Source organism: Pedobacter sp. AK013 (assembly GCF_014205835.1).
Taxonomy (GTDB): Bacteria; Bacteroidota; Bacteroidia; order Sphingobacteriales; family Sphingobacteriaceae; genus Pedobacter.
This window is the reverse complement of the sequence record NZ_JACHCQ010000004.1, coordinates 107,035-129,649: the sequence shown is the minus strand read 5'-3', so window position 1 is coordinate 129,649 and position 22,615 is coordinate 107,035. Positions and strand designations below refer to the sequence as shown.

Below are 22,615 nucleotides of genomic sequence, written 5' to 3'. Positions count from 1 at the left end.
AATTTTTTTGGCAAAGGCTTTGCTTAATAATAAAAAATCAATCTGATAAGAAAAGAATATATCTTAATGAAAAACATCATCCCAATACTAGGAGCAACGGCTTTATTCATGGCATCTTGCCAGGGCGGCACAGCAAAAAAAACACAGGCCAAAATCGATTCCACCATAGTAGCCAATGCATCGGCAAACCCCGATTCTATCCGGTGCTACCAGTACATTAAAAACAGAGATACTGCCATCCTATCGTTAAAAACAGAGGATAATAAGGTAACAGGTACACTAGGTTATAATTTGTACGAAAAAGATAAAAATGCAGGTACTATAACCGGAATTGTTAAAGGTGATACCATAATTGCGAACTATATTTTTCAGTCTGAAGGCAAAACATCTATTAGAGAAGTGGCTTTTTTGAAAAAGGGTAACCAGATAGCGGAGGGATTTGGCGATGTGCAGGAAGAAAAAGGGGAAACCAAGTTCAAAGACCTAAGCAAACTAAAGTTTGATGGATCGATGACTTTTGATAAAATAGAATGTAAATAAAAGAGGTTGCATACTTAAATAGCATTGTCATCCTGAGCCTGTTGAAGGACACTTAAAATATATTTAAGGCGTTTCGACAGGCTCAACGTGACAGTTTCTAGCCCGCATTATGACCAGTTTTCTTATTATTTTAAAATTACTTTAAAGCGTCTTTTGCAGCTTCCGTCCATTCTTCACTTAACTTAAGTACGTAATCAGAATATTTTTGTATTTCATCTGGCTTTAGCTTGCTTGCCCAGCCTGTTGCCTGATTCGCCCAAGCAGTGTATTTATCGCTTATGGCTTTAATTTCAGCAGCATTTTTACTTTTTACTGCCGCAACATATTCGTCTTTTAATTTGCTATACTCAGCAAGGCCTTTATTTACTTCTTCACTTGAGAAAGTCGGAACTTCTGTTTTAACGGTTTCAGTTGTTTTTGTAGTCACTTTCGTAATGGTGTCTCCATTAGCAGAAATTTCGCTTGAGTCTTTAGTTGTTTCCGTTTTTTTAGTACTATCGCAGGATACTAATGTAGAAGCCAGCATGCCTACTGCGGCAATTGATAAGAAGGTGTTTTTCATGATGGATTTAGTTTTTAGCCGAAACATGACTAAATATTGTGCCAAATCCTTAAAAGTCCGATTAATCGAGAGATAATTTAGTCTATAAATCTTCAAACCGTTCCCAAAACCCATCAACAGGTAATTTAGCGAATATGTTTACAGGTTCTTTTTTTACTGGGTGTATAAACTGTAAGCGCCGTGCATGTAGGCAAATACTTCCTTTTCTGCTTCCCCTCGGATAGCCATATTTATTATCACCCATAATCGGGCAGCCCATTGATGATAGCTGAACCCTAATCTGGTGCGAGCGGCCTGTTAAAGGATCAACTTCCAAAAGATAATAATCGCCAACCTTGGCTTTTACTTTATAAGAAAGCTCGGCCCGCTGGCTGCCAGTAACTTCTGTATTATAATAGGAAACCACATTTTTCTGTGGGTTTTTAACCAGCCAATGCACCAAAGTAGCCGATTCTTTCTGCGGTTTGTTCTTCACCACCGCCCAATAGGTTTTCTTTACTTCCCTGTTTTTAAAAACAGCATTCATCCGTTCTAAAGCCTTACTGGTTTTAGCAAACAAAATTACACCACTCACCGGTCGGTCTAAACGGTGTACTACCCCTAAAAAAGCACCATTGGGTTTATTGTACTTTTTAGCGATATACTTTTTTACCTGTTCATCCAAAGGCTCATCGCCAGTTTCATCAACCTGCACAATGTCACCTGCCCTTTTGTTAATAGCGATTAAATGATTGTCTTCAAAAAGAATGTCTTTATCGGTAATTGGCATTGTAAAGGTGAACTGGTTAATTGATTAAATTGGTTAACTGAAAATAGTGAGCGTTCAATTGTTGAATGGCTAGATTGTTAAAGCAAATTGCAAACTAATCATTGGTTGTTTAAACCGATTAACCGGCTCAGAACTCCAGGCTTAAGACTAAGGACTTAATACTGTTCTTTTTCGTTCGGGAAATCATTTCCCTTTACATCGCGGATGTACGATTGTGCCGCACCCAAAATTTCGTTATAAAGATTTATATATTGGCGCAAAAAACGGGGTTTAAATCCTTTGGTTAAACCAATCATATCATTTACCACCAAAACCTGTCCATCACAGTTTGGTCCGGCACCAATACCAATAGTCGGGATATGCAGGCTTTCTGTAACTTCTTTGCCTAGCGCAGCAGGAATTTTCTCCAACACGATTGCAAAGCAACCAGCAGCCTGTAAAGCCAAAACATCTGTTTTTAACTTATTTGCTTCTTCTTCTTCCTTAGCGCGAACAGTATAGGTGCCAAATTTATAAATAGACTGTGGTGTTAAGCCCAAGTGTCCCATTACAGGGATTCCTGCTGTGATGATTCTTTGAACGGATTCGATAATTTCTTCGCCGCCTTCCAATTTAACGCCATGAGCCCCCGATTCTTTCATAATCCTTATTGCCGAGTTCAAAGCTTCCTTAGAGTTTCCCTGATAAGAACCGAAAGGTAAATCAACTACAACAAAAGCCCGTTTAACCGCTCTTATTACAGATGCAGCATGATAAATCATCTGATCTAGCGTTATAGGCAAAGTAGTTTCATGACCAGCCATTACATTCGAAGCAGAATCGCCAACAAGTAAAACGTCTAATCCAGCATCATCTAGGATAGTTGCCATCGAATAATCGTAGGCCGTTAACATAGATATTTTTTCACCACGTTGTTTCATTTCCTGTAAAATGTGTGTGGTGATGCGTTTGATTTCTTTATGTACCGACATGGGATTTGTTTTGTGTTGCCAAAAGTATTGTTTTTTCTTTAAAAAGGTATAAGATTTGAGGCATAAGGTTTAGGGTTGAGCCATCTTAAGCCCTACACCCTAAACCTTTCACCTTATTTCACTTTTCTCTTTACATTCCCAATCTAAAATTCTATCTTTGTACCCCGAAATGGAAGGGATATATTCATCTTTTTTTGCACCCTGCAAAAACGGCTTTAATGCCGAAAGCCATTCTTTTTTCAACTCTTTTTTAAATCAAAATCCATATTGTAATTACCATGACTAACTACACCAAGTTACCTGCGATTTTATTACTGGCCGATGGCACAGTTTTTTACGGCAAAGCGGCCGGAAAAATTGGCACCACTACTGGCGAAATTTGTTTTAATACCGGGATGACAGGTTACCAGGAAATTTTTACAGATCCAAGTTATTTTGGGCAGATAATGGTTACCACCAATGCACACATTGGTAATTATGGTATCCATAAAGACGAAATCGAATCAGGTTCGATCAAAATTGCTGGTTTAGTTTGCAAAAATTACAACATTGTTTATAGCCGTAAAGAAGCAACAGAATCTATTCAGGATTATTTCCAGAATGATAACCTGGTTGCCATTTCTGATATCGATACACGTGCATTGGTTCGTCACATTAGAGATAAAGGCGCAATGAACGCAATTATTTCTTCTGAAATTACCGACCTTGAAGAGTTAAAACAAAAATTGGCTGAAGTACCTTCAATGGAAGGCTTAGAGCTTTCTTCTAAAGTAAGTACCACCCAACCCTATTTTTACGGTAACCCTGAAGCAAGCCTAAAAGTTGCCGCTTTAGATTTAGGTATCAAGAAAAATATTTTGCGCAATTTCGAAAACCGCGATATCTATGTTCAGGTTTTCCCTGCTAAAACCTCTTTTGCCGAAATGGAAAAATTTAACCCTGATGGCTACTTTATTTCAAATGGCCCTGGCGATCCATCGGTAATGCCTTATGCTGTAGAAACAATCACTGAAATTTTGGCAGTTGATAAACCATTGTTTGGTATCTGCTTAGGTCACCAGTTATTGGCCGAAGCTAACGGTATCGGCACCATGAAAATGTTTAATGGCCACCGTGGATTAAACCACCCGGTAAAAAATATTATCAAGAACCACTGCGAGGTTACTTCACAGAACCACGGCTTTGGTGTAATTCCAGATGAGGTTAAAAACTCAGACAAAGTTGAGATTACCCACGTTAACTTAAACGATAAATCTATTGAAGGTATCCGCGTTAAAGGTAAAAAAGCATTTTCAGTACAATATCACCCTGAGTCTTCTCCAGGCCCGCACGATTCGCGTTACTTATTCGACGATTTCGTTGAAGTAATGAAAGGCCAGCTGATTTGGTAGTGTTAAAGTAGTAGGCTGATAGGCGAAGGGTTAAGGTAAAAAACCAGCGCGCGAGGTTAAAGGAATAAGCATAAATAATCTGCGGATTTGCGGCAAAAATTAAGCTGCCGATCCGCAGATTTCTTTTATCATCTATTTTCGCCCGTATAAAACATCATTTCACCGACATTTTCGGTTATGTATTCAAAAATTCATTTCCTATTCATTCAAAGCTCCTTACATTCGCAATATGGAAACAAAAAAAGCCATTATCAGTGTTAAAGACCTGGTAAAAAAATACGATGATTTTGTGGCCGTTCAAGGGCTTAGTTTTGAGGTATATGAGCACGAAATTTTCGGTCTGCTTGGCCCTAATGGTGCCGGAAAAACCACTACCCTTGAAATTATTGAAACTTTGAGAGCGAAAACATCGGGTGAAATTATTGTTGATGGTTTTTCTGTCGACAAACAGCCGCAGGATATTAAACAGATTATTGGCGTACAGCTACAGGCAGCTGGTTATTACCCAAATCTAAACCTGATCGAACTGATTGAACTTTTTGCCGGTTTATATGGCGCTAACATTAAACCCATGGAGATGCTGGAGAAAGTAAACCTCCAGGACAAGGCCAAAGCTAAATATAAAGCGCTTTCAGGCGGACAAAAGCAGCGCTTCTCTATAGCCACAACGCTCATTAACCAACCGAAGATTATTTTTTTAGATGAACCTACAACAGGCCTAGATCCACAGGCACGCAGAAATCTCTGGGACCTGATTACGGAAATCCGCGATGCAGGAACAACTGTGGTTATTACCACCCATTATATGGATGAAGCCGAACAGCTTTGCGATCGCGTAGCTTTTGTAGAACGCGGACAGATTATCGCTCTGGACACGCCCGACAACTTAATAGATAAATTAGTAAACAGCGGTTTTGAGCGTAAAAAAGAGGTTAAAAAAGCTAATCTGGAGGATGTTTTCATTAATCTTACAGGTCAGGAATGGCGTGAATAAGATTTCGGGGTCTTTAAAAAAGTTAAGACAGTGCCTGTATCAATGTAGGTCCTGCTCTTTTCGCTGCAATCTTTTTGTGAATGTTATGTCGGGCAATTACAGCATTTAAACAAAAACGACTTACACTAATACAATACGGGCCTAAGAACATAAAAACAGTACCACTATTAATCAAATAGTAAATGAAAAAATACAATAACCTTACAGCAACCTTAGCCCTTGCAAAAGCAAGTTTCAGGTCTATTATGCGGAGTCCTTCGGCGGTGGTTTTTACCCTCGCTTTCCCCTTGATATTTATCCTTGTTTTTGGGTTTTTGGGTGGGGGCGGAACACATATCGATGTGGGCGTTACCCCCGGCTCAGACGTTAACAACCCAGTGATGGGTATGCTCGAAAAAACAGGCATGATCCGTTTGATAAAAGACAAATCAAAAGCCGAGTTTGATAAATTACTTGAAAAAGGTAATGTTGATGCCATGATTGATGTACACAGAAAAGTAAATTCTGCTGCCTATTCGGTTAATGTAGTTTATACTTCTGCATCGAGAGATAAAGGCGGGATTTTAAAATCAGTTTTAAACAACATCTTTTACGATAAAACCTTAAAACCCACAGTAGCAGAAATTAAAGAAAGCACTATTACCGGCCGCGAATATAAAACGATTGATTTTATCCTTCCAGGCCAACTGGGATTTTCGCTATTAAGCACGGGCGTTTTCGGAACAGCATTCGTATTCTTAAGTCTTCGACAAACCCTCGTAATTAAACGCTTTTTTGCAACTCCGGTAAAGCGTTCGAGCATTGTAATTGGCGAAGGAATTGCCCGTATTGGCTTTGCCTTAATTGGTGCGTTATTTATTATTTTAATTGGCCATTTCTTTTTTGGCTTTACCCTAGTAAATGGCGCACTCACTGTCGTCAACATGCTTATACTGGCTACACTTGGTGTTATTGTGTTTATGGGTTTTGGCTTTATTATTTCGGGTATTGCCAAAAGCGAAAGCATGGTACCTCCAATATCGAACATTATTACCCTGCCGCAGTTTTTATTATCGGGAACCTTCTTTTCTATCGAGGCTTTTCCAAGTTGGTTACAACCGATTAGCCGGGCCTTACCCCTTACCTATTTAAATGATGCTATGCGCAAAGTAGCCTTTGAAGGTTTAGGTTTGTGGGATGTTAAATTCCAGATTATGATCCTATTGATATGGGGCATTGGCATCTACGCAGTAGCGGTAAAAGTATTTAAGTGGGAATAAGTACTTTAAAAAACAATTATAAATGATAACGTATATGTTATCATTTATTTTTGGAGAAAAAAATTAATATCGGATATGTTTATTTTTAAGTACAACCGATAATTATTACCTTTGGGTATGTGGGATTTTGATTTAAGTGATTTAGAAGAGCTATTACCTCAAATAGAAAGGTTATACGAAAAAAAGGCCAAGTTAGAAACTTCAAGGCCATTACCTAATAGCGCCCTACACCGTATCAAAGAAGACCTTACGCTAGAGTGGACTTATAACTCGAACAGCATAGAAGGAAACACCCTAAGCCTGAAAGAAACCCAAATGGTTTTGCAGGAAGGTATGACCGTTAAAGGCAAATCGTTACGAGAACATTTTGAAGCTTATAATCACGAAAAAGCTATTGATTATCTCTACACCTTAGTTAATAAAAACTATACACTCAGAAGTATTGATATTTTATCGCTTCATGGTCTAGTGCTTAGAAGTATTGAAGATGATTATGCGGGCCGTTTAAGAAATGCCGGTGTGCGCATTGTGGGCGCAAACTTTACGCCGCCCAATGCCAATAAGGTTTCTGATTTATTAGATCAATTAATCAGCTTTGTAAATAATAACCCATTGGGGTTAAATGATATTCTATTATCTAGTATTTTCCATCATAAACTCGTTTGGATCCATCCTTTTTTTGATGGGAATGGGCGTACCGTGAGGCTTGCCATGAATTTACTACTCATGCGAAATGGATTCCCTCCTGCTATTATCCTTAAAAATGACAGAAAGAAATACTACGAAGCACTTAACCAAGCTAATAAGGGCAATTACCATAAACTTTGCTTATTAATGCTACAGGCCTTAGAGCGTTCGTTAAATATCTATATAAATGCATTGCCTGGAAACAATTATGGCGATTATGAACCAATATCACATATCGTTTCTGAGCCTGATGTTCCCTATGGCCAAGAGTATGTTAGCCTTTTGGCGAGACAAGGCAAAATAGATGCCTATAAAGAAGGTAGAGATTGGCTTACTACAAAATCTGCGGTACAAAGCTATATCAAAACACGCAAAAGAAAACGTTAACCTTTTTTAACTTTTCGGTGGATGGTATTGGCGTAATTTTACCGAAAAAATTTAATGAAAAGTTTGATCATCTTTTGTGGTATTTTACTTATTGCCAATACTTCGGAAGCACAGTTTAAATTCTTGGCAAACAACAGCTCTGACGAATACAAGGCTAAAATTTTTGTTGATAAATGTGAAGGGAATGCCTGCGGTGGGAAAGCAACGATTATTGTTTATGATAAGGTCACAGACAGAGAAGTAGACACCTTCCACTCTGAAGACCTGTACTTTAGCTTAACTGAAACTCAAAATGCTAAACTTGGATGGCTGGAACTTGGCAAATACCAAACACCTTTAATTTTTGGCGATTTTAATTTTGACGGTTTTGAAGATCTTGCCATCAGAAATGGTAATAATGGTGCTTATGCGAGTCCGTCATACGAGGTTTATCTTTCATCAAAAGAAAACAAATTCTTACCGAACAAGGAACTCACCAAACTGGCCAGCGAAAACCTGGGTATGTTTGATATTGATAAAAAAACAAAGCAAATTGCCATCCATCAGAAAGATGGTTGTTGTTTTGATAAAACCATCAATTACAAATTTGATGCTAAAAATGTATTATACGAAGACTCATCGATAATTGAAGATTCGAGCATCGCTGATAACGTTACGGTGATTACTCAAAAAATAGTTGATGGAAAAATAAAAAGAACCGTACAAAAATTTAAGATGAAAGATTATTATAATCAATAAATCTGATTATTTATTGCCTGCTTATCAAATCAAGGACATAACTCTCGAGGATACGCTATAGTTACTAGATCCGCATCACCCTGAATTCATTTCAGGGTCTATACCGCAAAGAAAGATGCTGAAATAAATTCAGCATGACGATCGCCTTTATATAGCTTAATGGATTAAAGCGCCGCTTTTACCAAAAATGGCAATATTTCTTTCTGGAAACTTACAAAGTTCTTACGAACATCAGAATCGCTAACCGAAGTAAATGCAAATGAAAACACAATACTTTTACTTGCTTTTAGTAAAAAGGCCAATCCTTCTCTTCTTGCAGGATTATTCTTAAAGTTATCCAATTGCAGATAGGCAGCTAATAATAAGGCCTCAAGCTGATCTGATAAATGTTTTAAAAACTCCTGCGAATTTGCATTTTCACGAACAAAGTCCCAGCCGATAAATTCGTTACATGCCGTAAATGATAAACGGCTAGTTTTCATTACCAATGCTTTTAAGTGCTCTTCTTCTGAAGTGTAACTTACTTTATTATGCAATATTTCGTAAAGGTTTTGATCCAGGTAATCCATCAGGATACCATCTAAAACCTGTTCCTTACTCTCAAAATATTTGTAAATAGTAGCCTTAGCTATACGGGCTTTTTTTGCAATTTCGTTTACACTGGTTTTATGGTAACCGTATTTTCTAAATAGTTCTTTGGCAGCCTTTTTTACTGTTTCTTTTATTTTTTCAGCTTCCATTTTAATTGCTTACGTGTATTAGTGTATTGCCTTGCAAAGAAACATTGTATGCTTTTAAGCTTCTTTCTGCAGGTGCTTTTTGTGGGCTACCATCAAGCAATGAAAATTTTGCACCAGAACAAGGGTCGGTTGCAGTTACGCCACTGTCATCAGGCGCTACTTTGCAGATTTTTTCCGGGTTTACGGTGCTGCAGCGATCGAAGGCGACATATCCTCCGAGTGGTGTTTTTACAATTAGTAGCCCACCCACTCCATTATTCGAAACTACCAATACATTATTTACCGATTTAAGGCTAAATTCGGTTATGGTCACATTATAATTTACAGCTACATCAGGAATGTAACCTCCATCTTTACCGCAACCTGTAACAATTAGCAGTACAAACAATATGCTATATAGATATTTCATCATTAAATTAAAGCAGATTTAAATTGCTTTAAGAAACGTGCATCATTCTCAGAGAATAAGCGCAAATCTTTAATTACATATTTCAGATTGGCAATACGTTCTATCCCCATCCCAAATGCAAAACCACTGTATTTTTTTGAATCAATACCACAGTTTTCCAAAACATTTGGATCTACCATACCACAACCCAAAATTTCTACCCAACCACTGTATTTACAAAATTGGCAGCCAGTACCTTTACAAATGGTACAAGAAATATCCATCTCTGCAGATGGTTCGGTAAAAGGGAAATATGATGGTCGGAAACGCACTTTTGTACCTTCTCCATATAACTCCTGAACGAAATAAAACAAGGTTTGCTTTAAATCGGCAAATGAAACATTTTCATCAACATACAAACCTTCTACCTGATGGAAAAAGCAGTGTGCACGGGCAGAAATGGCTTCGTTACGGTACACACGCCCTGGCATAATTGCCCTAAATGGCGGCTGGCCCTGCTCCATCATTCGCACCTGTACTGAAGAAGTATGCGTACGTAAGGCAATATCGCCTTTCTCACTATCTTTTTTTATAAAAAAAGTATCCTGCATATCTCTTGCTGGATGCTCTTCAGGAAAGTTCAGTGCCGAGAAGTTATGCCAATCATCTTCAATTTCAGGACCTTCAGCTACCGTAAAACCAAGTTTTGCAAAAATCTCTACAATTTCTCTACGTACCAAGGCTAAAGGATGGCGCGAACCAATTTCGAAACCTTCGCCAGGTAAAGTTAAATCTTGTTGCGTGCTTTCAGTTTTCGCTTCAGAATTTTCAGTAGATTCTTTTAAAGTTAAGTATTTAGATTCTGCCAGTTGTTTAAACTCATTTAATACTTTACCCAATGATCTTTTTTCTTCAACAGAAACCGATTTGAATTCGTCGAAAATCTCTTTGATTATACCTTTGCTCCCTAAATATTTAATACGGAACTGCTCTAACTCATCTGCTTTTTCAGTTACGAAAGCATTAATTTTATCGGTATATTGTGTTATTTTATCCTGTAACATGGCTTCAAATATACGGCAAATTATCCAATAATTTTAGGGTTGGTGAGTTCAAATAATCTGTTTACAATACCATTATAAAAGAAAATGAACCCATAAACTACAAAAGCCGCTTAAAGCGGCTTTTGTAGTAATCGTAAATCTATAAGTTTTAAATTACACCTAATTCTTTACCCACTTTGGTAAATGCAGCAATAGCCTTATCTAAATGATGTTGCTCATGTCCGGCGGATAATTGTACGCGGATCCTCGCTTTGCCCTGAGGTACAACCGGATAAAAGAACCCAATTACATAAATTCCTTCTTCTAACATTTTAGCGGCAAATTGCTGTGCAATTTTTGCATCATATAACATTACCGGAACAATTGGATGGAAACCTGGTTTAATATCGAAACCGGCCTCAGTCATTTTCTCACGGAAATATTTTGTATTATTTTCTAATTTATCTCTTAATGATGTGGTTTCGCTTAGCATATCTAATACTGCGATAGATGCACCTGCAATTGCTGGCGCTAAGGTGTTAGAAAACAAATAAGGACGTGAACGTTGACGCAACATATCGATAATTTCTTTTTTGCCAGAGGTGAAACCACCAGATGCACCACCTAAAGCTTTACCTAAAGTGCCGGTAATGATATCGATACGGTCGATCACATTAAAATGCTCGTGTGTCCCGCGACCATTCTTACCGATAAAACCTGTACAGTGCGATTCATCGATCATAATCAATGCCTCATATTTATCAGCTAAATCAGCAATTTTATCTAATGGAGCAACAGATCCGTCCATAGAGAAAGCACCATCGGTAACAATAATCCTATGTCTGCAATCTTTGGCTGCAATTAACTGTTTTTCCAAATCCTCCATATCGGCATTTTTATACCGGAAACGTTGTGCTTTGCACAATCTAACACCATCTATAATGGATGCATGATTTAACTCATCAGAAATAATTGCGTCTTCTGCATTAAATAATGGTTCAAAAACTCCGCCATTTGCATCAAATGCGGCAGCATATAAAATGGTATCCTCAGTACCTAAAAATTTAGAAATCTTAGCTTCCAGTTCTTTGTGCACATCTTGTGTTCCGCAGATAAAACGCACTGAAGACATTCCATAGCCATGATCGTCGATTGCTTTCTTAGCTGCTTCTATTACTTTTGGATGAGAAGAAAGACCTAAATAATTATTTGCACAAAAGTTGACTACTTCAGCACCACCACTTACTTTAATGTCGGCACCCTGAGGTGTAATAATTATACGTTCGCGTTTAAATAATCCAGCGTTTTCGATTTCTTCAAGTTCTTTTTGAAGAACAGGTTGTAATGTTTTATACATGGCCTTTTTATATGGTTGATTTTACGTTCAAAGTTATAAAAAAAAGTCTTTTCCGACCTAAAAAGGCAATTTTCGCCATAAACCTTACAGACAAACGTTTGATCGGCAAACCAATTGACGTGATGCATTTTATTATTACCATAAAATATTGTGCCATCGCTATTTTTTTTTCGATCTTAACAAACTTTAACATGTAACTATGTGTATATGTTAAAAGATATTCGATATTTAGGGTATACTAATTAATTATGACAAGAATTTGCGCACTCCTGTTTTTTTGTGGCCTTACCAATATTATTTTTGCTCAACAATCTACTGTTACAGGTGTAGTTAAAGATAATAGCGGTCAACCTATTCCTTTTGCCTCTGTTTATTTAAAAAATACAACTAGTGGAACATCTGCAAATATTGATGGAAAATACTCCATGAAGTTAAAAAATGGCGAATACACTTTAAGTTTTAGGGCTGTGGGCTATAAACAGCAAGATCATATCATTAACCTTTCTGCAGATCAATCGCTTAACATCACATTAACATCAGAAAGTTATACTTTAGAAAACGTAAATATTAGGGCAAATGCTGAAGATCCGGCTTACGCTATTATCCGCAAGGCTATTAAACAGAGAAAAACACATTTAAATGAGGTTAAGGAATTTAGTTGTGATGTTTATATCAAAGGTGTACAACGTTTAAGGGGTGCCCCTAAAAAGTTCTTTGGTCGGGACATCCAAAAAGTTTTAGAACTCGATACCAATAGGAAAGGCATCATTTATTTATCAGAATCGCAAAGCAAGTTCAATTTTAGAAGGCCCAACGATGTGCACGAAGAAATGATTTCATCAAAAGTTGCTGGCAGAAACAATTCCTTTAGTTTTAACAAAGCATCTGATTTAATTATTAATTTTTACGACAATTATCTACTTGAAAACAAATTAAGCGCAAGAGGGTTCATTTCTCCAATTGCAGACAATGCCTTATTTTATTATAAATATAAATTATTGGGCGAAAGCAAGGAAAACGGGGAGACTATCCACAAAATAGAAGTGATTCCCCGCCGTGAAAATGACCCGGTTTTTAGGGGGATTATTTATATTATTGATGATAGCTGGAGAATTTACAATACTGATGTTTACCTCACCAAGAACGCGGGAATTAACTTTATAGATACTTTAAACATCAGTCAGCAGTTTACCAAGGTTCAGGATACTTATATGCCTACCGCTATTAATTTTCAATTTGCAGGTAATGTGCTGGGCTTTAAAATTGCAGGTTATTATGTTGGGATTTACAATAATTATAACCTGAACCCTAAATTCCCTAAAAACTTTTTTAGCGGCGAGATCTTAAAAATTACCGAAATGGTGAACAAAAAAGATTCCCTTTACTGGAAAAATAACCGACCTATCCCTTTAACAGAAGATGAAAAAATCAATTATGTTAAAAAAGACAGTATAGCGAAGTTAAAAGAATCGAAAAAGTATCTCGATTCGCTTGAAAAAGACAATAATAAGTTCGGCATAGTTAAATTGTTATTACACGGCTACAGTGTTAACGACCGCTATGATAAGGAGTATTGGTCTTTTGATCCAGTACTTAGGGCCATATTTTACAATACCGTAGAAGGTTTTGCAGTAAAATACGGGGTTACCTATAGAAAGGATTTCGAGAATAGGAGATCTTATTCCATCCGTCCTGAACTGAGGTATGGTTTTGCCAACCAAAAACTTACCGGAAGCTTAACAGGAAGTTACTACTACAATCCCCTTAAAAGAGCAAGTATAGGCGCATCATTCGGAAATGGCATTTTTGATTTGAACAACTTAGGTTCAATGACTGCATTGGGTAATACCATTAACTCGTTACTCTACGAAAAGAACTTCTCAAAATTTTATGAGAAGAGTTTTATTAACATTAATACAACCAGAGAATTGGCAACGGGCCTGCAGGGAAGTGTAAGTGTAGATTATAGCAAAAATAAAAGCTTAACCAATAATTCTACCTTTAAATTCTTCGACGCAAAAGATAGGGAGTTCACATCCAACAACCCTTTTAGTCCGGCTACCGAAACGCCACTTTTTCCAACCTATAACTCGTTCAGTGCAACTGCAAGTTTAACTTATACTATTGGGCAGAAATACATTACACGTCCGGATGGCAAGTTTTATACCGAATCTAAATTCCCAAAAATGACCTTATTGTATAAAAAAGGGTTTAACGGTGTATTAAACAGTGATATTGATTATGATTTTGTAAAACTTGAGGTTTCTCAGGACAGGATCGGGTTGGGTTTATGGGGTTATACTTCATTTTTGGCTGGTGTGGGTAAATTCCTGAACAACAAAAGCATGTTTTATCCTGATTTTAAACACTTTGCAGGTAACATTTCTACCATTTTCCCTCCTAATCTGCGGAAGTTTCAATATTTAGATTTTTACCAGTTCAGTACCAATCAACAATATTTCGAAGCACATTTAGAACATAATTTCGCAGGCTTTTTCATGAATAAGGTTCCATTGTTGCGTAAGGCCAAGTTGGAAGAATTTATTGGAGGTGGCTATCTATCTTCTCCAGAAAAGCGGAATTATAAAGAATTTTATTTTGGTATCCAACGTTTGGTGTTAAGGGCAAGTTATGGCTTTGCATATGATGGCGGACGTAAATTAACACAGGGATTTAGGATTTCTTACGGCTTCTAAGCCCTCGCAACCCTCCCCTAAAAAGGGAGGGCCTTGAAAACGTGGTAAAACCTTCTAACTTCAACCTTTTCGCCTTCTACCTTTTTTTATTATCTTTGCACCGCTTTAAACGCCGTTTGCAACGGTATCAACAGCGTTATGAAAAAATATCAAACACTACTTTACTATTGCTATAGTTACATAGCGGAGGCAGAACAATTTGCTGCTGATCACCTTAAATTTTGTAAATCGTTAGGTCTAGTTGGCCGTATTATCGTTGCTGACGAAGGTTTAAATGGCACTGTTTCTGGAACAGCCGAAGCCTGCGAAGCCTACATGAAAGCAGTACATGCTGACGAAAGGTTTGCAAAAACTGAATTTAAAATCGATAACGTTGAAGAGCTTTCGTTCTTGAAAATGCACTGCCGTTACAAATCGGAAATTGTGCACTCGGGTTTAAGGGATACATCGATTATTGATCCGAACAAACAAACGGGTAAACACTTAGAGCCAGTCGATTTTATGAAAATGAAAGACGACGAGGATGTGGTTATCCTTGATGTGCGTTCTAATTATGAGCATAACCTTGGTAAGTTTAAGAATGCAGTAACCCTGGATATTGAGAATTTCCGCGATTTCCCTGAACAGATTAACCAGCTTGCCCAATATAAAGACAAAAAAATATTAACCTATTGTACTGGAGGTATAAAATGCGAAAAAGCTTCTGCTTTGCTTTTACACCATGGCTTTAATGATGTTTATCAATTACATGGTGGTATTATTAAATACGGAAAAGAAGCAGGTGGTAAAGACTTTGAAGGCAAATGTTATGTTTTCGATAACCGCATTGCAGTTGATGTAAACGAGGTAAATCCGACTATCGTTTCGGTTTGCTATAACTGTGGTAAAACGACTCCAAAAATGATCAACTGTGCCAATCCGGAGTGTAATGAGCATATTACCCAATGTGATGAATGTGGTGATCAGCTGCAGGGTTGTTGCTCAACAGCATGCACCACAAACCCGCGTAAACGCCCATACGATGGCACAGGGTATTATGTGAAGGTTCCGCAGCCGGTGGCTATGAAAAGTTAAAAAATTATTTTAAATTCCATTATTAATTTAACGCGCTCGTAATAATGGAAATACAAATTTAAAAAGTAAGATATATCAGGTCAGAGGGTTGAATGTATTATTCGATTTTGATCTTTCTGAACTCTATGAAACGGAAACCAGAATTCTAAAGCAGGCGGTTAATAGAAATATTGACCGCTTTCCGAAAGATTTTATGTTTCAACTGACAAAAGCAGAATGGCAAGAGGTTATCACAAACTGTGATAACCTTCCTGCAACAGCTAAATTCTCCCCTTCAAAACCGTTTGCTTTTACTGAGCAAGGAATAGCCATGTTATCTAGCGTATTAAAGAGCAAAAAAGCAATAGCTATTAACATTGCCATCATGCGAACATTTGTATTGATCAGGCAATATGCATTCTCACATGCAGATTTAACACAAAAGTTAATCGAATTAGAAACAAAATTCGATCAACAGTTTAATGATGTTTACAAGGCTTTAAATTTTTTGGTTGGAAAACAGGAAATAAATGACAATCAACAAAATCGTAAAAAAATCGGCTTTAAAATCACAAAAGACAACGAATAAACTTCAATTTTAACATTCTTTCTTAAATTCCTGAATTTTTGCGCATATATCAGTCTCTGGAAAGTTCTTAGCCCATTTAAACAATTTTTCATTTACTTTGTGTAATAATGGGTTTACCCAATTACCATTTTATGCTAAACTACTTCAGGCTTCTAACACTGTTATTCTGCTTTGCTATAAACACCTATGCATCAGAAATTAAAAGCATAGGTGTTCCCTATATAGAAAACTATCCTAAATCTGTTTATTCATCAGGAAACCAGAACTGGAGCATAGCAAAAGATAAAAATGGGGTAATGTACTTTGGTAATGCAGAAGGCTTATTAACTTTCGATGGCCGTTACTGGCAGAAATACCAGATGCCCAACCGACAGATTGTAAGATCAGTAGCTACAGACAATAAGGGAAGAATTTATACAGGTAGCTTTGGAGAGTTTGGCTACTGGTCTATTAAGAACAACAAACTAAACTATAGCTCACTTACCAATCTACTGCCAAAAGGCATCAAAATCAATGATGAGGTCTGGAAAATTTATGTAGACAAGGATCGGGTAATTTTTCAATCCTTTTCTAAGGTTTTCATTTACAAAAACAATAAAATAGAGGTGATAAAATCACCGTCTTCATTTCTTTTCCTTCATAAGGTAAACAACAGATATTTTATCGAAGTGCTTGAAAAAGGTTTGTTCGAACTCGTTGGCAACAAATTAGTCTATATCCTGAATAGCGAAAAGCTAGGCAAAGAGGGTATATTATCTATTCTTCCTTATAAAACCAATGGCCTGATCATCGGAACCAGCAAACAGGGACTATTTACCTATGATGGTAAAGATTTTATACCTTTAAACACACCGGCCAATAGTTACCTAAAAACCTATCAGCTCAATAATGGAGTAAGTTTACTGGGTAAATATTTCGCTTTCGGCACCATTCTCAACGGTCTGATCATTATAGATGAAAATGGAAAAGTTGTACAGCGGATCAATAAATCGAGTGGTTTACAGAATAATACTGTTTTAAGTTTATATGCGGATAACGAGCAAAACCTTTGGACCGGACTGGATAACGGAATCGACCGGATAGAACTTAATTCGCCCCTGTATTTCTATTTCGATAAAACAGGTCAGTTTGGAACCGTCTATTCCAGTATTATCTTCAATAATAAAATTTACCTCGGCACCAATCAAGGGCTGTTTTATAGCGAGTGGTCGCCTGATAACCTATTGCCTTTTAACTTTAGACTGATCCCAAACTCGCAGGGACAGGTATGGGAACTTGCCATCATTGACAATGAGTTAATATGTGGCCATAACAGCGGTACATTTAAGGTAAATGGTGATAAAATTGACTGGCTATCGAGATCGGCGGGTGGATGGACTATCAAAAAATTAAATTCAAATCCCAATTACCTTATTCAGGGTACCTATACCGGACTTTCACTTTTTATAGAATCTGCGGCCTCGGGATTAAAGTTTACTACTAAAATTGCTGGCTTTGATGCTCCATCAAGATATGTAGAGCAAGATAACAAAGGCGATATCTGGGTAGCCCATGCCTATAAGGGTTTATATAAATTAAATTTAAGTCCTAGTTACACCAGCGTAATGAGTACTAAATATTTTGATGAAAAGAACGGCCTGCCAGGCAATTACAATATCAACATCTTCAATTTAGAGAATAAGATTGTTTTTTCCTCAGACGCAGGCTTTTACACTTACGATGAGTTAAGTGATAAATTCACGAAGTATGCCGCGTTAAATAAAGAACTCGGGTCATTCCAATCATCGAACAAAATCATCAATGCAGGAGGTAAAAAATATTGGTTTATCAATCATGGAAAAACGGCCCTGGTTAACTTTAGTGAGCCAGGTAAGGTAGAAATAGATTCGAACCAGTTCAGTATTTTAGATGGTCGGATGGTTCAATATTATGAAAATATTAGCCGCATAGGCAATTCTATTTACCTTATCAGTGTTGATGATGGTTTTGTGATCTACAACTCCTCTTCACAGCTCAATGCACAAAAGCAAAAACTTCCTGCAGTCTTGATCAGACGGGTAGAAGACATTACTGATAAGTTTTCGCTCATTAGTGAAGCTGGTAATGGTGAGGGAGCTACTGAGATCCAAAACAGCCGTAACAATATCCGTATTTCTTATGCCCTTCCCTATTACCGACAGGCTAAGGTTAAATACCAGTTCTATTTAGAAGGCTATTCGAGAGCCTGGTCTGATTGGACCTATGCCACACAAAAAGATTTCACCAACTTGAGTGCAGGGAACTACGTTTTTAAAGTTAGGGCAAAAACGGATGACAGTTCAGTAAGTGAGGAGGCCGTTTACACATTTACCATTTTGCGCCCTTGGTATTTAAACAACTGGGCCATTTTGTGCTATACTATATTATTTGTGGTGGTATTGATTCTGGGTAAGAAAATTTACGAAAGAAAACTCCATAGGGATAGTCAGAAAATAAGCGACCGTTTACAGGCCGAGCAAGAAGAAATATTAAGACAAGAAGCAGAAACCAACGAAAAGCAGATTATTAAACTCCAAACAGAAAAACTACAGGCCGAACTGGCCTCAAAAAACAGGGAACTGGCCAATTCTGCCATGACATTGGTATATAAAAATGAGCTGCTCCAAAAACTTAGCGATGAGATCACCAAGTTAAAGGATGAGAACGGGAAGAAACTTTCTGATGATCAAACCCGTAAAATACAGAAAGTAATTAATGACGGGATGAACGATGAACGTGATTGGCATCTCTTCGAAAATAGCTTTAATGAGGCACATGAAAGTTTCTTTAAGAAACTAAAAGCGCAACATCCCGATCTTGTTCCGAATGATTTAAAACTCTGTGCTTACCTTAGGATGAACATGAGCAGTAAGGAAATGTCGTCGTTACTAAATATCAGTTTACGTGGGGTAGAAATCCGCCGATATCGCCTACGCAAAAAACTGGAAGTGCCACACGACAAAAATTTAACAGAGTTTTTGATGGAACTTTAATCTTATACCCGTAGTCAAATTCAGCAAATCAAAATTGCTTAAATCTGCCTCGGAAACATCTAAGAAAAAAACGGCTCTAGAAGCTTTTTAGTGTTATCCTACCAGATCAAGACTACATCATTACCTCTCATAGCTAATTTCTGCACCCCACAAAATACTTAGTGTTATTAATACACTTATATATATGTTAATATAATGTTAAAATCAAAAAAAACTGCATTTTTAGGCTAAAATCGCATTTGGTTTTATTAAGTGAGATAGTCCGTCTCCTACCATGATGTATTAATGTTGAGGTAAAAACACTTGCACATCAGCAAAAACAACCCCACATTTAACTAACAATTAAACTAAATTTATAATAAGGCATGAAAAGAATCTTTACAAGAATTTCTGTTCTCGCTGCATTTTGTTTGCTAACAATTAACGTAGCATTAGCGCAAAACATTACTGTAAAAGGTAAAGTAATTGATGGTGGTGATAAGACATCATTACCGGGCGTAACTATCTTAATTAAAGGAACACAAAATGGCACGCAAACAGACGAAAATGGCAACTACTCCATAAGTGCGCCAGCTAACGCCACATTGGTATTTAACTTTGTAGGCTATACAGCATTAGAACTAGCTGTAAATAATCAAACTACACTTAATGTATCACTAGCTTCATCAACCCAACAATTAGAGCAGGTTGTGGTTGTGGGTTATGGTACGCAGCGGAAAATTGATGTTACGGGATCTGTAGCTTCACTTAAAGGTGAAGAGATTTCGAAACAAGCTTCTACAAATGCAGTTAGTGCATTACAGGGTAAAGTTGCAGGTGTTTCTATTACTAACAATGGGGCACCTGGCTCATCACCACAGATCCGAATTAGGGGGTTAGGTACTATTTTCGGTAACGATAAACCATTATATGTTGTAGACGGTGTTTGGTATGATGATATCAATTTCTTAAACCCTGGAGATATTGAGAACTTAAGCGTATTAAAAGATGCTTCTGCTCAATCCATCTATGGTATAAGGGCAGCCAATGGTGTAGTTTTAGTAACTACAAAAAAAGGAAAGCTTAATTCTCAGGCCACTATAAATTATGATGGTTATGTTGGCTTTCAAAAAGTAACTAACCAAGTTGAAATGGCAAATGCAACGGAGTATGGTACAATTATTAATGAGCTATACACTTCTAACGGCTCAGCGCCATTGTTTGCAAATCCATCGAGCTTAGGTGGAGGAACCAATTGGTACAACCAAATTCTTCGCGATGCGATGGTTACAAACCATCAAATATCAATTATGGGAGGTTCAGAAAAATCAACTTATAATTTATCATTAGGTTACTTAAATCAGGATGGAATTGTTAAAAACAACAATTTTAAAAGATATACTGCACGTTTATCAAACGATTTCCAAGTATTTAAACCCTTAAAAGTTGGATACAATGTTACAGGTGTGATGAATAACTCTAATGATGCGCCAACCAGCATTTTCCATCAATTGTTTTCGGCGTCACCAACAGTACCTGTATTTAACGCAGATGGCAGTTATGGAGACCCTAACTCACAAAAACTTGGGGATGGGGCAAATTTCAATCCCCAGGCAACACTTGATTTCTTTAATCAAAAAACAAAAAACTATCAATTTACAGGAAATGTATATGCGGAATTAAAGTTTGCAAAACATTTCACTTTTAAAACCAGTTTTGGTGGCGATTTTGGTCAATCAGAAACACGTACATATGCGCCTGCATACTACGCTACCTTTGCTCAAAAAAGAGCCGTTAGTCAATTAGACATTAAACGTATTGAAACCCGTAACTGGATTGTAGAAAACACTTTAACTTATCAGAATACATTTAACGAAAACCATAACTTAACATTTTTGGTTGGTCAATCGGCACAGCGCAGAAAAACATACACCTTAAATGCAGGAGCAGCCAATGTGCCATATAACAGTGAAAGCGATCTTTATCTTGCCTTAGGAGATGCTGCAACACGGAGCGTACTTGACGCTGGTGCATTAACAACTTTTGCGTCTTATTTTGCCAGGGCTAATTACTCTTTCAAAAATAAATACCTGTTAAACGCTTCAATCCGTGCTGATGGGGCTTCTCAATTTTTTGGATTTGATACTTGGGGATATTTTCCATCTGTTGGAGCCGGATGGGTGGTAACTCAGGAAGATTTTATGAAGGATCAACATATTTTTGACAACTTAAAAATACGTGGTAGTTGGGGTAAAGTAGGAAATGCAAATGTTCCTTCTAACCCAGCAACACAATTGGTAGCACAAAATGCTGCATTAATTGCTATTTTTAACAATACACCTGCAACAGGCGCTAGTATTAACACCGTTGTTCCTCCAAGTATTTTTTGGGAAAGAGGTGTTGGAACAAATATTGGTTTCGAAGCAGCATTCTTAAAAAACAGGTTAACGGTTGAGGCAGACTATTATAATAGAAAAACTTCTAGGGCTATTTTCTTCCTTCCAACTTTCTTTAACTTAGGAACGGTTGACAATCAAGTTTTAGGTAACCAGGCAGATATTCAAAACAGAGGTGTTGATGTTTCTGTAAACTGGAGTGATAAAACAGATGGTGGATTTGCTTACTCATTTGGTGCAAATCTAAACTATAACCAAAACAAAGTATTATCGGTAGAATCAGGAGCAACGCCAATTTATTCAGGAAGCATTGGTGTAACCAACGGCTATTTAGCTACAAGAACGGTAGTTAATGAACCAATTGGACAGTTTTATGGTTACAAGGTAATAGGTATTTTCCAAAACGCGGCCGATATAGCAGCATCTCCTACCCAATCAGGTGCCGCCCCAAGTAACTTTAAATATCAGGATACCAATGGCGATGGAGTAGTTGATTCTAGAGATAAAGTTACCTTAGGTAATCCAAATCCTAAATTTAACTATGGTTTTAATACTGCTTTTTCTTATAAAAACTTCGATCTGGCTTTAGACTTCCAGGGTGTTGCTGGTGTTCAGGTATATAATTCGAATATCGCTTTCCGTTATGGAAATGAAAACTTCACTAAAGATTTTTATGATAACAGATGGCATGGAGCGGGTACATCAAATACTTATCCATCGGCAAATGTGGGTTCGGCAGCTAATTCAAGTCCAAACTCTTTTTATGTAGAAAACGGTTCGTATTTCAGGGTACGCAATATCCAGCTGGGTTATACACTTCCTAAAACTGTTCTTAATAAATGGAAAATCCAAAAAATAAGATTCTATGCAAATGCACAAAACGCGCTGAACATTTTTGGATATAAAGGTTTTAGTCCTGAAGTTGGTCCTTCTGCAGTAGATAATGCCGCCAAAATAAGTTCTAGCTTAAGCAATACTACTTTGAACGCTGGTCTTGATGCTAATGTTTATCCACTTTATGCTACTTACAATTTTGGTGTAAACGTTACTTTTTAATCCCATTTA

At 37.2% G+C, this 22,615-nt stretch carries 18 protein-coding genes; 11 read left to right on the top strand and 7 right to left on the bottom strand.

Going from position 1 to position 22,615, the window contains the following annotated elements; translation table 11 throughout:
- Window positions 1-66: 66 nt before the first annotated feature.
- The gene (locus HDC90_RS04420) at window positions 67-540 is read left to right on the top strand and encodes a hypothetical protein (protein WP_184464257.1); all 474 of its coding nucleotides are present in this window, start codon (window positions 67-69) and stop codon (window positions 538-540) included.
- Between the two features lie 136 nt (window positions 541-676).
- Here the strand turns inward: HDC90_RS04420 and HDC90_RS04415 are convergent, their stop codons facing one another.
- The 3 genes from HDC90_RS04415 to panB all read right to left on the bottom strand — a co-directional run bounded on the left by HDC90_RS04415 (window position 677) and on the right by panB (window position 2,842).
- Window positions 677-1,102, bottom strand: coding sequence for a hypothetical protein (locus HDC90_RS04415; protein ID WP_184464255.1), 426 nt, complete (start codon window positions 1,100-1,102; stop codon window positions 677-679).
- An 82-nt stretch (window positions 1,103-1,184) separates the two neighbouring features.
- Window positions 1,185-1,871 carry an RluA family pseudouridine synthase gene (locus HDC90_RS04410; RefSeq protein WP_184464252.1) on the bottom strand — a complete coding sequence of 229 codons (687 nt, stop codon included), beginning with the start codon at window positions 1,869-1,871 and terminating at the stop codon, window positions 1,185-1,187.
- Between the two features lie 155 nt (window positions 1,872-2,026).
- Window positions 2,027-2,842: a 3-methyl-2-oxobutanoate hydroxymethyltransferase gene (panB, locus tag HDC90_RS04405; protein ID WP_184464251.1), complete on the bottom strand. Its 816-nt coding sequence runs from the start codon at window positions 2,840-2,842 to the stop codon at window positions 2,027-2,029.
- 278 nt (window positions 2,843-3,120) lie between these two features.
- Here panB and carA point away from each other — a divergent pair, with 278 nt between their 5' ends.
- From carA to HDC90_RS04380, 5 genes are all read left to right on the top strand, one after another.
- Complete coding sequence (carA, locus tag HDC90_RS04400) at window positions 3,121-4,233, top strand: glutamine-hydrolyzing carbamoyl-phosphate synthase small subunit (RefSeq protein ID WP_184464250.1); 1,113 nt, start codon at window positions 3,121-3,123, stop codon at window positions 4,231-4,233.
- A gap of 229 nt (window positions 4,234-4,462) precedes the next feature.
- Entirely contained in the window at window positions 4,463-5,227 is a 765-nt protein-coding gene (locus HDC90_RS04395) for an ABC transporter ATP-binding protein (RefSeq protein ID WP_184464245.1), read from the top strand.
- Between the two features lie 182 nt (window positions 5,228-5,409).
- Window positions 5,410-6,486, top strand: a complete 1,077-nt coding sequence (locus tag HDC90_RS04390; RefSeq protein WP_184464243.1) for an ABC transporter permease — start codon at window positions 5,410-5,412, stop codon at window positions 6,484-6,486.
- Window positions 6,487-6,603: 117 nt separating this feature from the next.
- On the top strand, window positions 6,604-7,560 hold the full coding sequence (locus HDC90_RS04385; RefSeq protein WP_184464241.1) for a Fic family protein: 957 nt from the start codon (window positions 6,604-6,606) through the stop codon (window positions 7,558-7,560).
- A 54-nt stretch (window positions 7,561-7,614) separates the two neighbouring features.
- On the top strand, window positions 7,615-8,298 hold the full coding sequence (locus HDC90_RS04380; protein WP_184464239.1) for a hypothetical protein: 684 nt from the start codon (window positions 7,615-7,617) through the stop codon (window positions 8,296-8,298).
- Window positions 8,299-8,462: 164 nt separating this feature from the next.
- Here the strand turns inward: HDC90_RS04380 and HDC90_RS04375 are convergent, their stop codons facing one another.
- The 4 genes from HDC90_RS04375 to kbl form a co-directional block, all read right to left on the bottom strand.
- Window positions 8,463-9,038 (bottom strand): TetR/AcrR family transcriptional regulator, encoded by a 576-nt coding sequence (locus HDC90_RS04375; RefSeq protein ID WP_167296736.1) that lies wholly within the window; start codon window positions 9,036-9,038, stop codon window positions 8,463-8,465.
- Between the two features lies 1 nt (window position 9,039).
- Complete coding sequence (locus tag HDC90_RS04370; RefSeq protein ID WP_184464237.1) at window positions 9,040-9,450, bottom strand: hypothetical protein; 411 nt, start codon at window positions 9,448-9,450, stop codon at window positions 9,040-9,042.
- The gene (gene pheS / locus HDC90_RS04365) at window positions 9,450-10,490 is read right to left on the bottom strand and encodes a phenylalanine--tRNA ligase subunit alpha (RefSeq protein WP_184464235.1); all 1,041 of its coding nucleotides are present in this window, start codon (window positions 10,488-10,490) and stop codon (window positions 9,450-9,452) included. Before pheS ends, HDC90_RS04370 begins: the two co-directional genes overlap by 1 nt.
- A 148-nt stretch (window positions 10,491-10,638) precedes the next feature.
- Entirely contained in the window at window positions 10,639-11,826 is a 1,188-nt protein-coding gene (kbl, locus tag HDC90_RS04360; protein WP_086547474.1) for a glycine C-acetyltransferase, read from the bottom strand.
- A gap of 248 nt (window positions 11,827-12,074) precedes the next feature.
- Here kbl and HDC90_RS04355 point away from each other — a divergent pair, with 248 nt between their 5' ends.
- From HDC90_RS04355 to HDC90_RS04335, 5 genes are all read left to right on the top strand, one after another.
- The gene (locus HDC90_RS04355) at window positions 12,075-14,522 is read left to right on the top strand and encodes a DUF5686 and carboxypeptidase regulatory-like domain-containing protein (RefSeq protein ID WP_184464232.1); all 2,448 of its coding nucleotides are present in this window, start codon (window positions 12,075-12,077) and stop codon (window positions 14,520-14,522) included.
- A gap of 138 nt (window positions 14,523-14,660) precedes the next feature.
- Window positions 14,661-15,596: a rhodanese-related sulfurtransferase gene (locus HDC90_RS04350; protein WP_184464230.1), complete on the top strand. Its 936-nt coding sequence runs from the start codon at window positions 14,661-14,663 to the stop codon at window positions 15,594-15,596.
- Between the two features lie 88 nt (window positions 15,597-15,684).
- Entirely contained in the window at window positions 15,685-16,164 is a 480-nt protein-coding gene (locus HDC90_RS04345; RefSeq protein ID WP_221451786.1) for an ORF6N domain-containing protein, read from the top strand.
- Window positions 16,165-16,295: 131 nt separating this feature from the next.
- Entirely contained in the window at window positions 16,296-19,175 is a 2,880-nt protein-coding gene (locus HDC90_RS04340) for a triple tyrosine motif-containing protein (RefSeq protein WP_184464229.1), read from the top strand.
- 365 nt (window positions 19,176-19,540) lie between these two features.
- Entirely contained in the window at window positions 19,541-22,606 is a 3,066-nt protein-coding gene (locus HDC90_RS04335) for a TonB-dependent receptor (protein ID WP_184464226.1), read from the top strand.
- Window positions 22,607-22,615 lie beyond the last annotated feature (9 nt).

Coding starts and splice junctions, on each gene's coding strand:
- HDC90_RS04390 (WP_184464243.1), top strand. CDS start 5,410: ATGAAAAAATACAATAACCTTACAGCAACCTTAGCCCTTGCAAAAGCA.
- HDC90_RS04380 (WP_184464239.1), top strand. CDS start 7,615: ATGAAAAGTTTGATCATCTTTTGTGGTATTTTACTTATTGCCAATACT.
- HDC90_RS04350 (WP_184464230.1), top strand. CDS start 14,661: ATGAAAAAATATCAAACACTACTTTACTATTGCTATAGTTACATAGCG.
- pheS (WP_184464235.1), bottom strand. CDS start 10,490: ATGTTACAGGATAAAATAACACAATATACCGATAAAATTAATGCTTTC.
- HDC90_RS04335 (WP_184464226.1), top strand. CDS start 19,541: ATGAAAAGAATCTTTACAAGAATTTCTGTTCTCGCTGCATTTTGTTTG.
- HDC90_RS04395 (WP_184464245.1), top strand. CDS start 4,463: ATGGAAACAAAAAAAGCCATTATCAGTGTTAAAGACCTGGTAAAAAAA.
- HDC90_RS04340 (WP_184464229.1), top strand. CDS start 16,296: ATGCTAAACTACTTCAGGCTTCTAACACTGTTATTCTGCTTTGCTATA.
- carA (WP_184464250.1), top strand. CDS start 3,121: ATGACTAACTACACCAAGTTACCTGCGATTTTATTACTGGCCGATGGC.
- panB (WP_184464251.1), bottom strand. CDS start 2,842: ATGTCGGTACATAAAGAAATCAAACGCATCACCACACACATTTTACAG.
- HDC90_RS04370 (WP_184464237.1), bottom strand. CDS start 9,450: ATGATGAAATATCTATATAGCATATTGTTTGTACTGCTAATTGTTACA.
- kbl (WP_086547474.1), bottom strand. CDS start 11,826: ATGTATAAAACATTACAACCTGTTCTTCAAAAAGAACTTGAAGAAATC.
- HDC90_RS04415 (WP_184464255.1), bottom strand. CDS start 1,102: ATGAAAAACACCTTCTTATCAATTGCCGCAGTAGGCATGCTGGCTTCT.
- HDC90_RS04385 (WP_184464241.1), top strand. CDS start 6,604: ATGTGGGATTTTGATTTAAGTGATTTAGAAGAGCTATTACCTCAAATA.
- HDC90_RS04410 (WP_184464252.1), bottom strand. CDS start 1,871: ATGCCAATTACCGATAAAGACATTCTTTTTGAAGACAATCATTTAATC.
- HDC90_RS04355 (WP_184464232.1), top strand. CDS start 12,075: ATGACAAGAATTTGCGCACTCCTGTTTTTTTGTGGCCTTACCAATATT.
- HDC90_RS04420 (WP_184464257.1), top strand. CDS start 67: ATGAAAAACATCATCCCAATACTAGGAGCAACGGCTTTATTCATGGCA.
- HDC90_RS04375 (WP_167296736.1), bottom strand. CDS start 9,038: ATGGAAGCTGAAAAAATAAAAGAAACAGTAAAAAAGGCTGCCAAAGAA.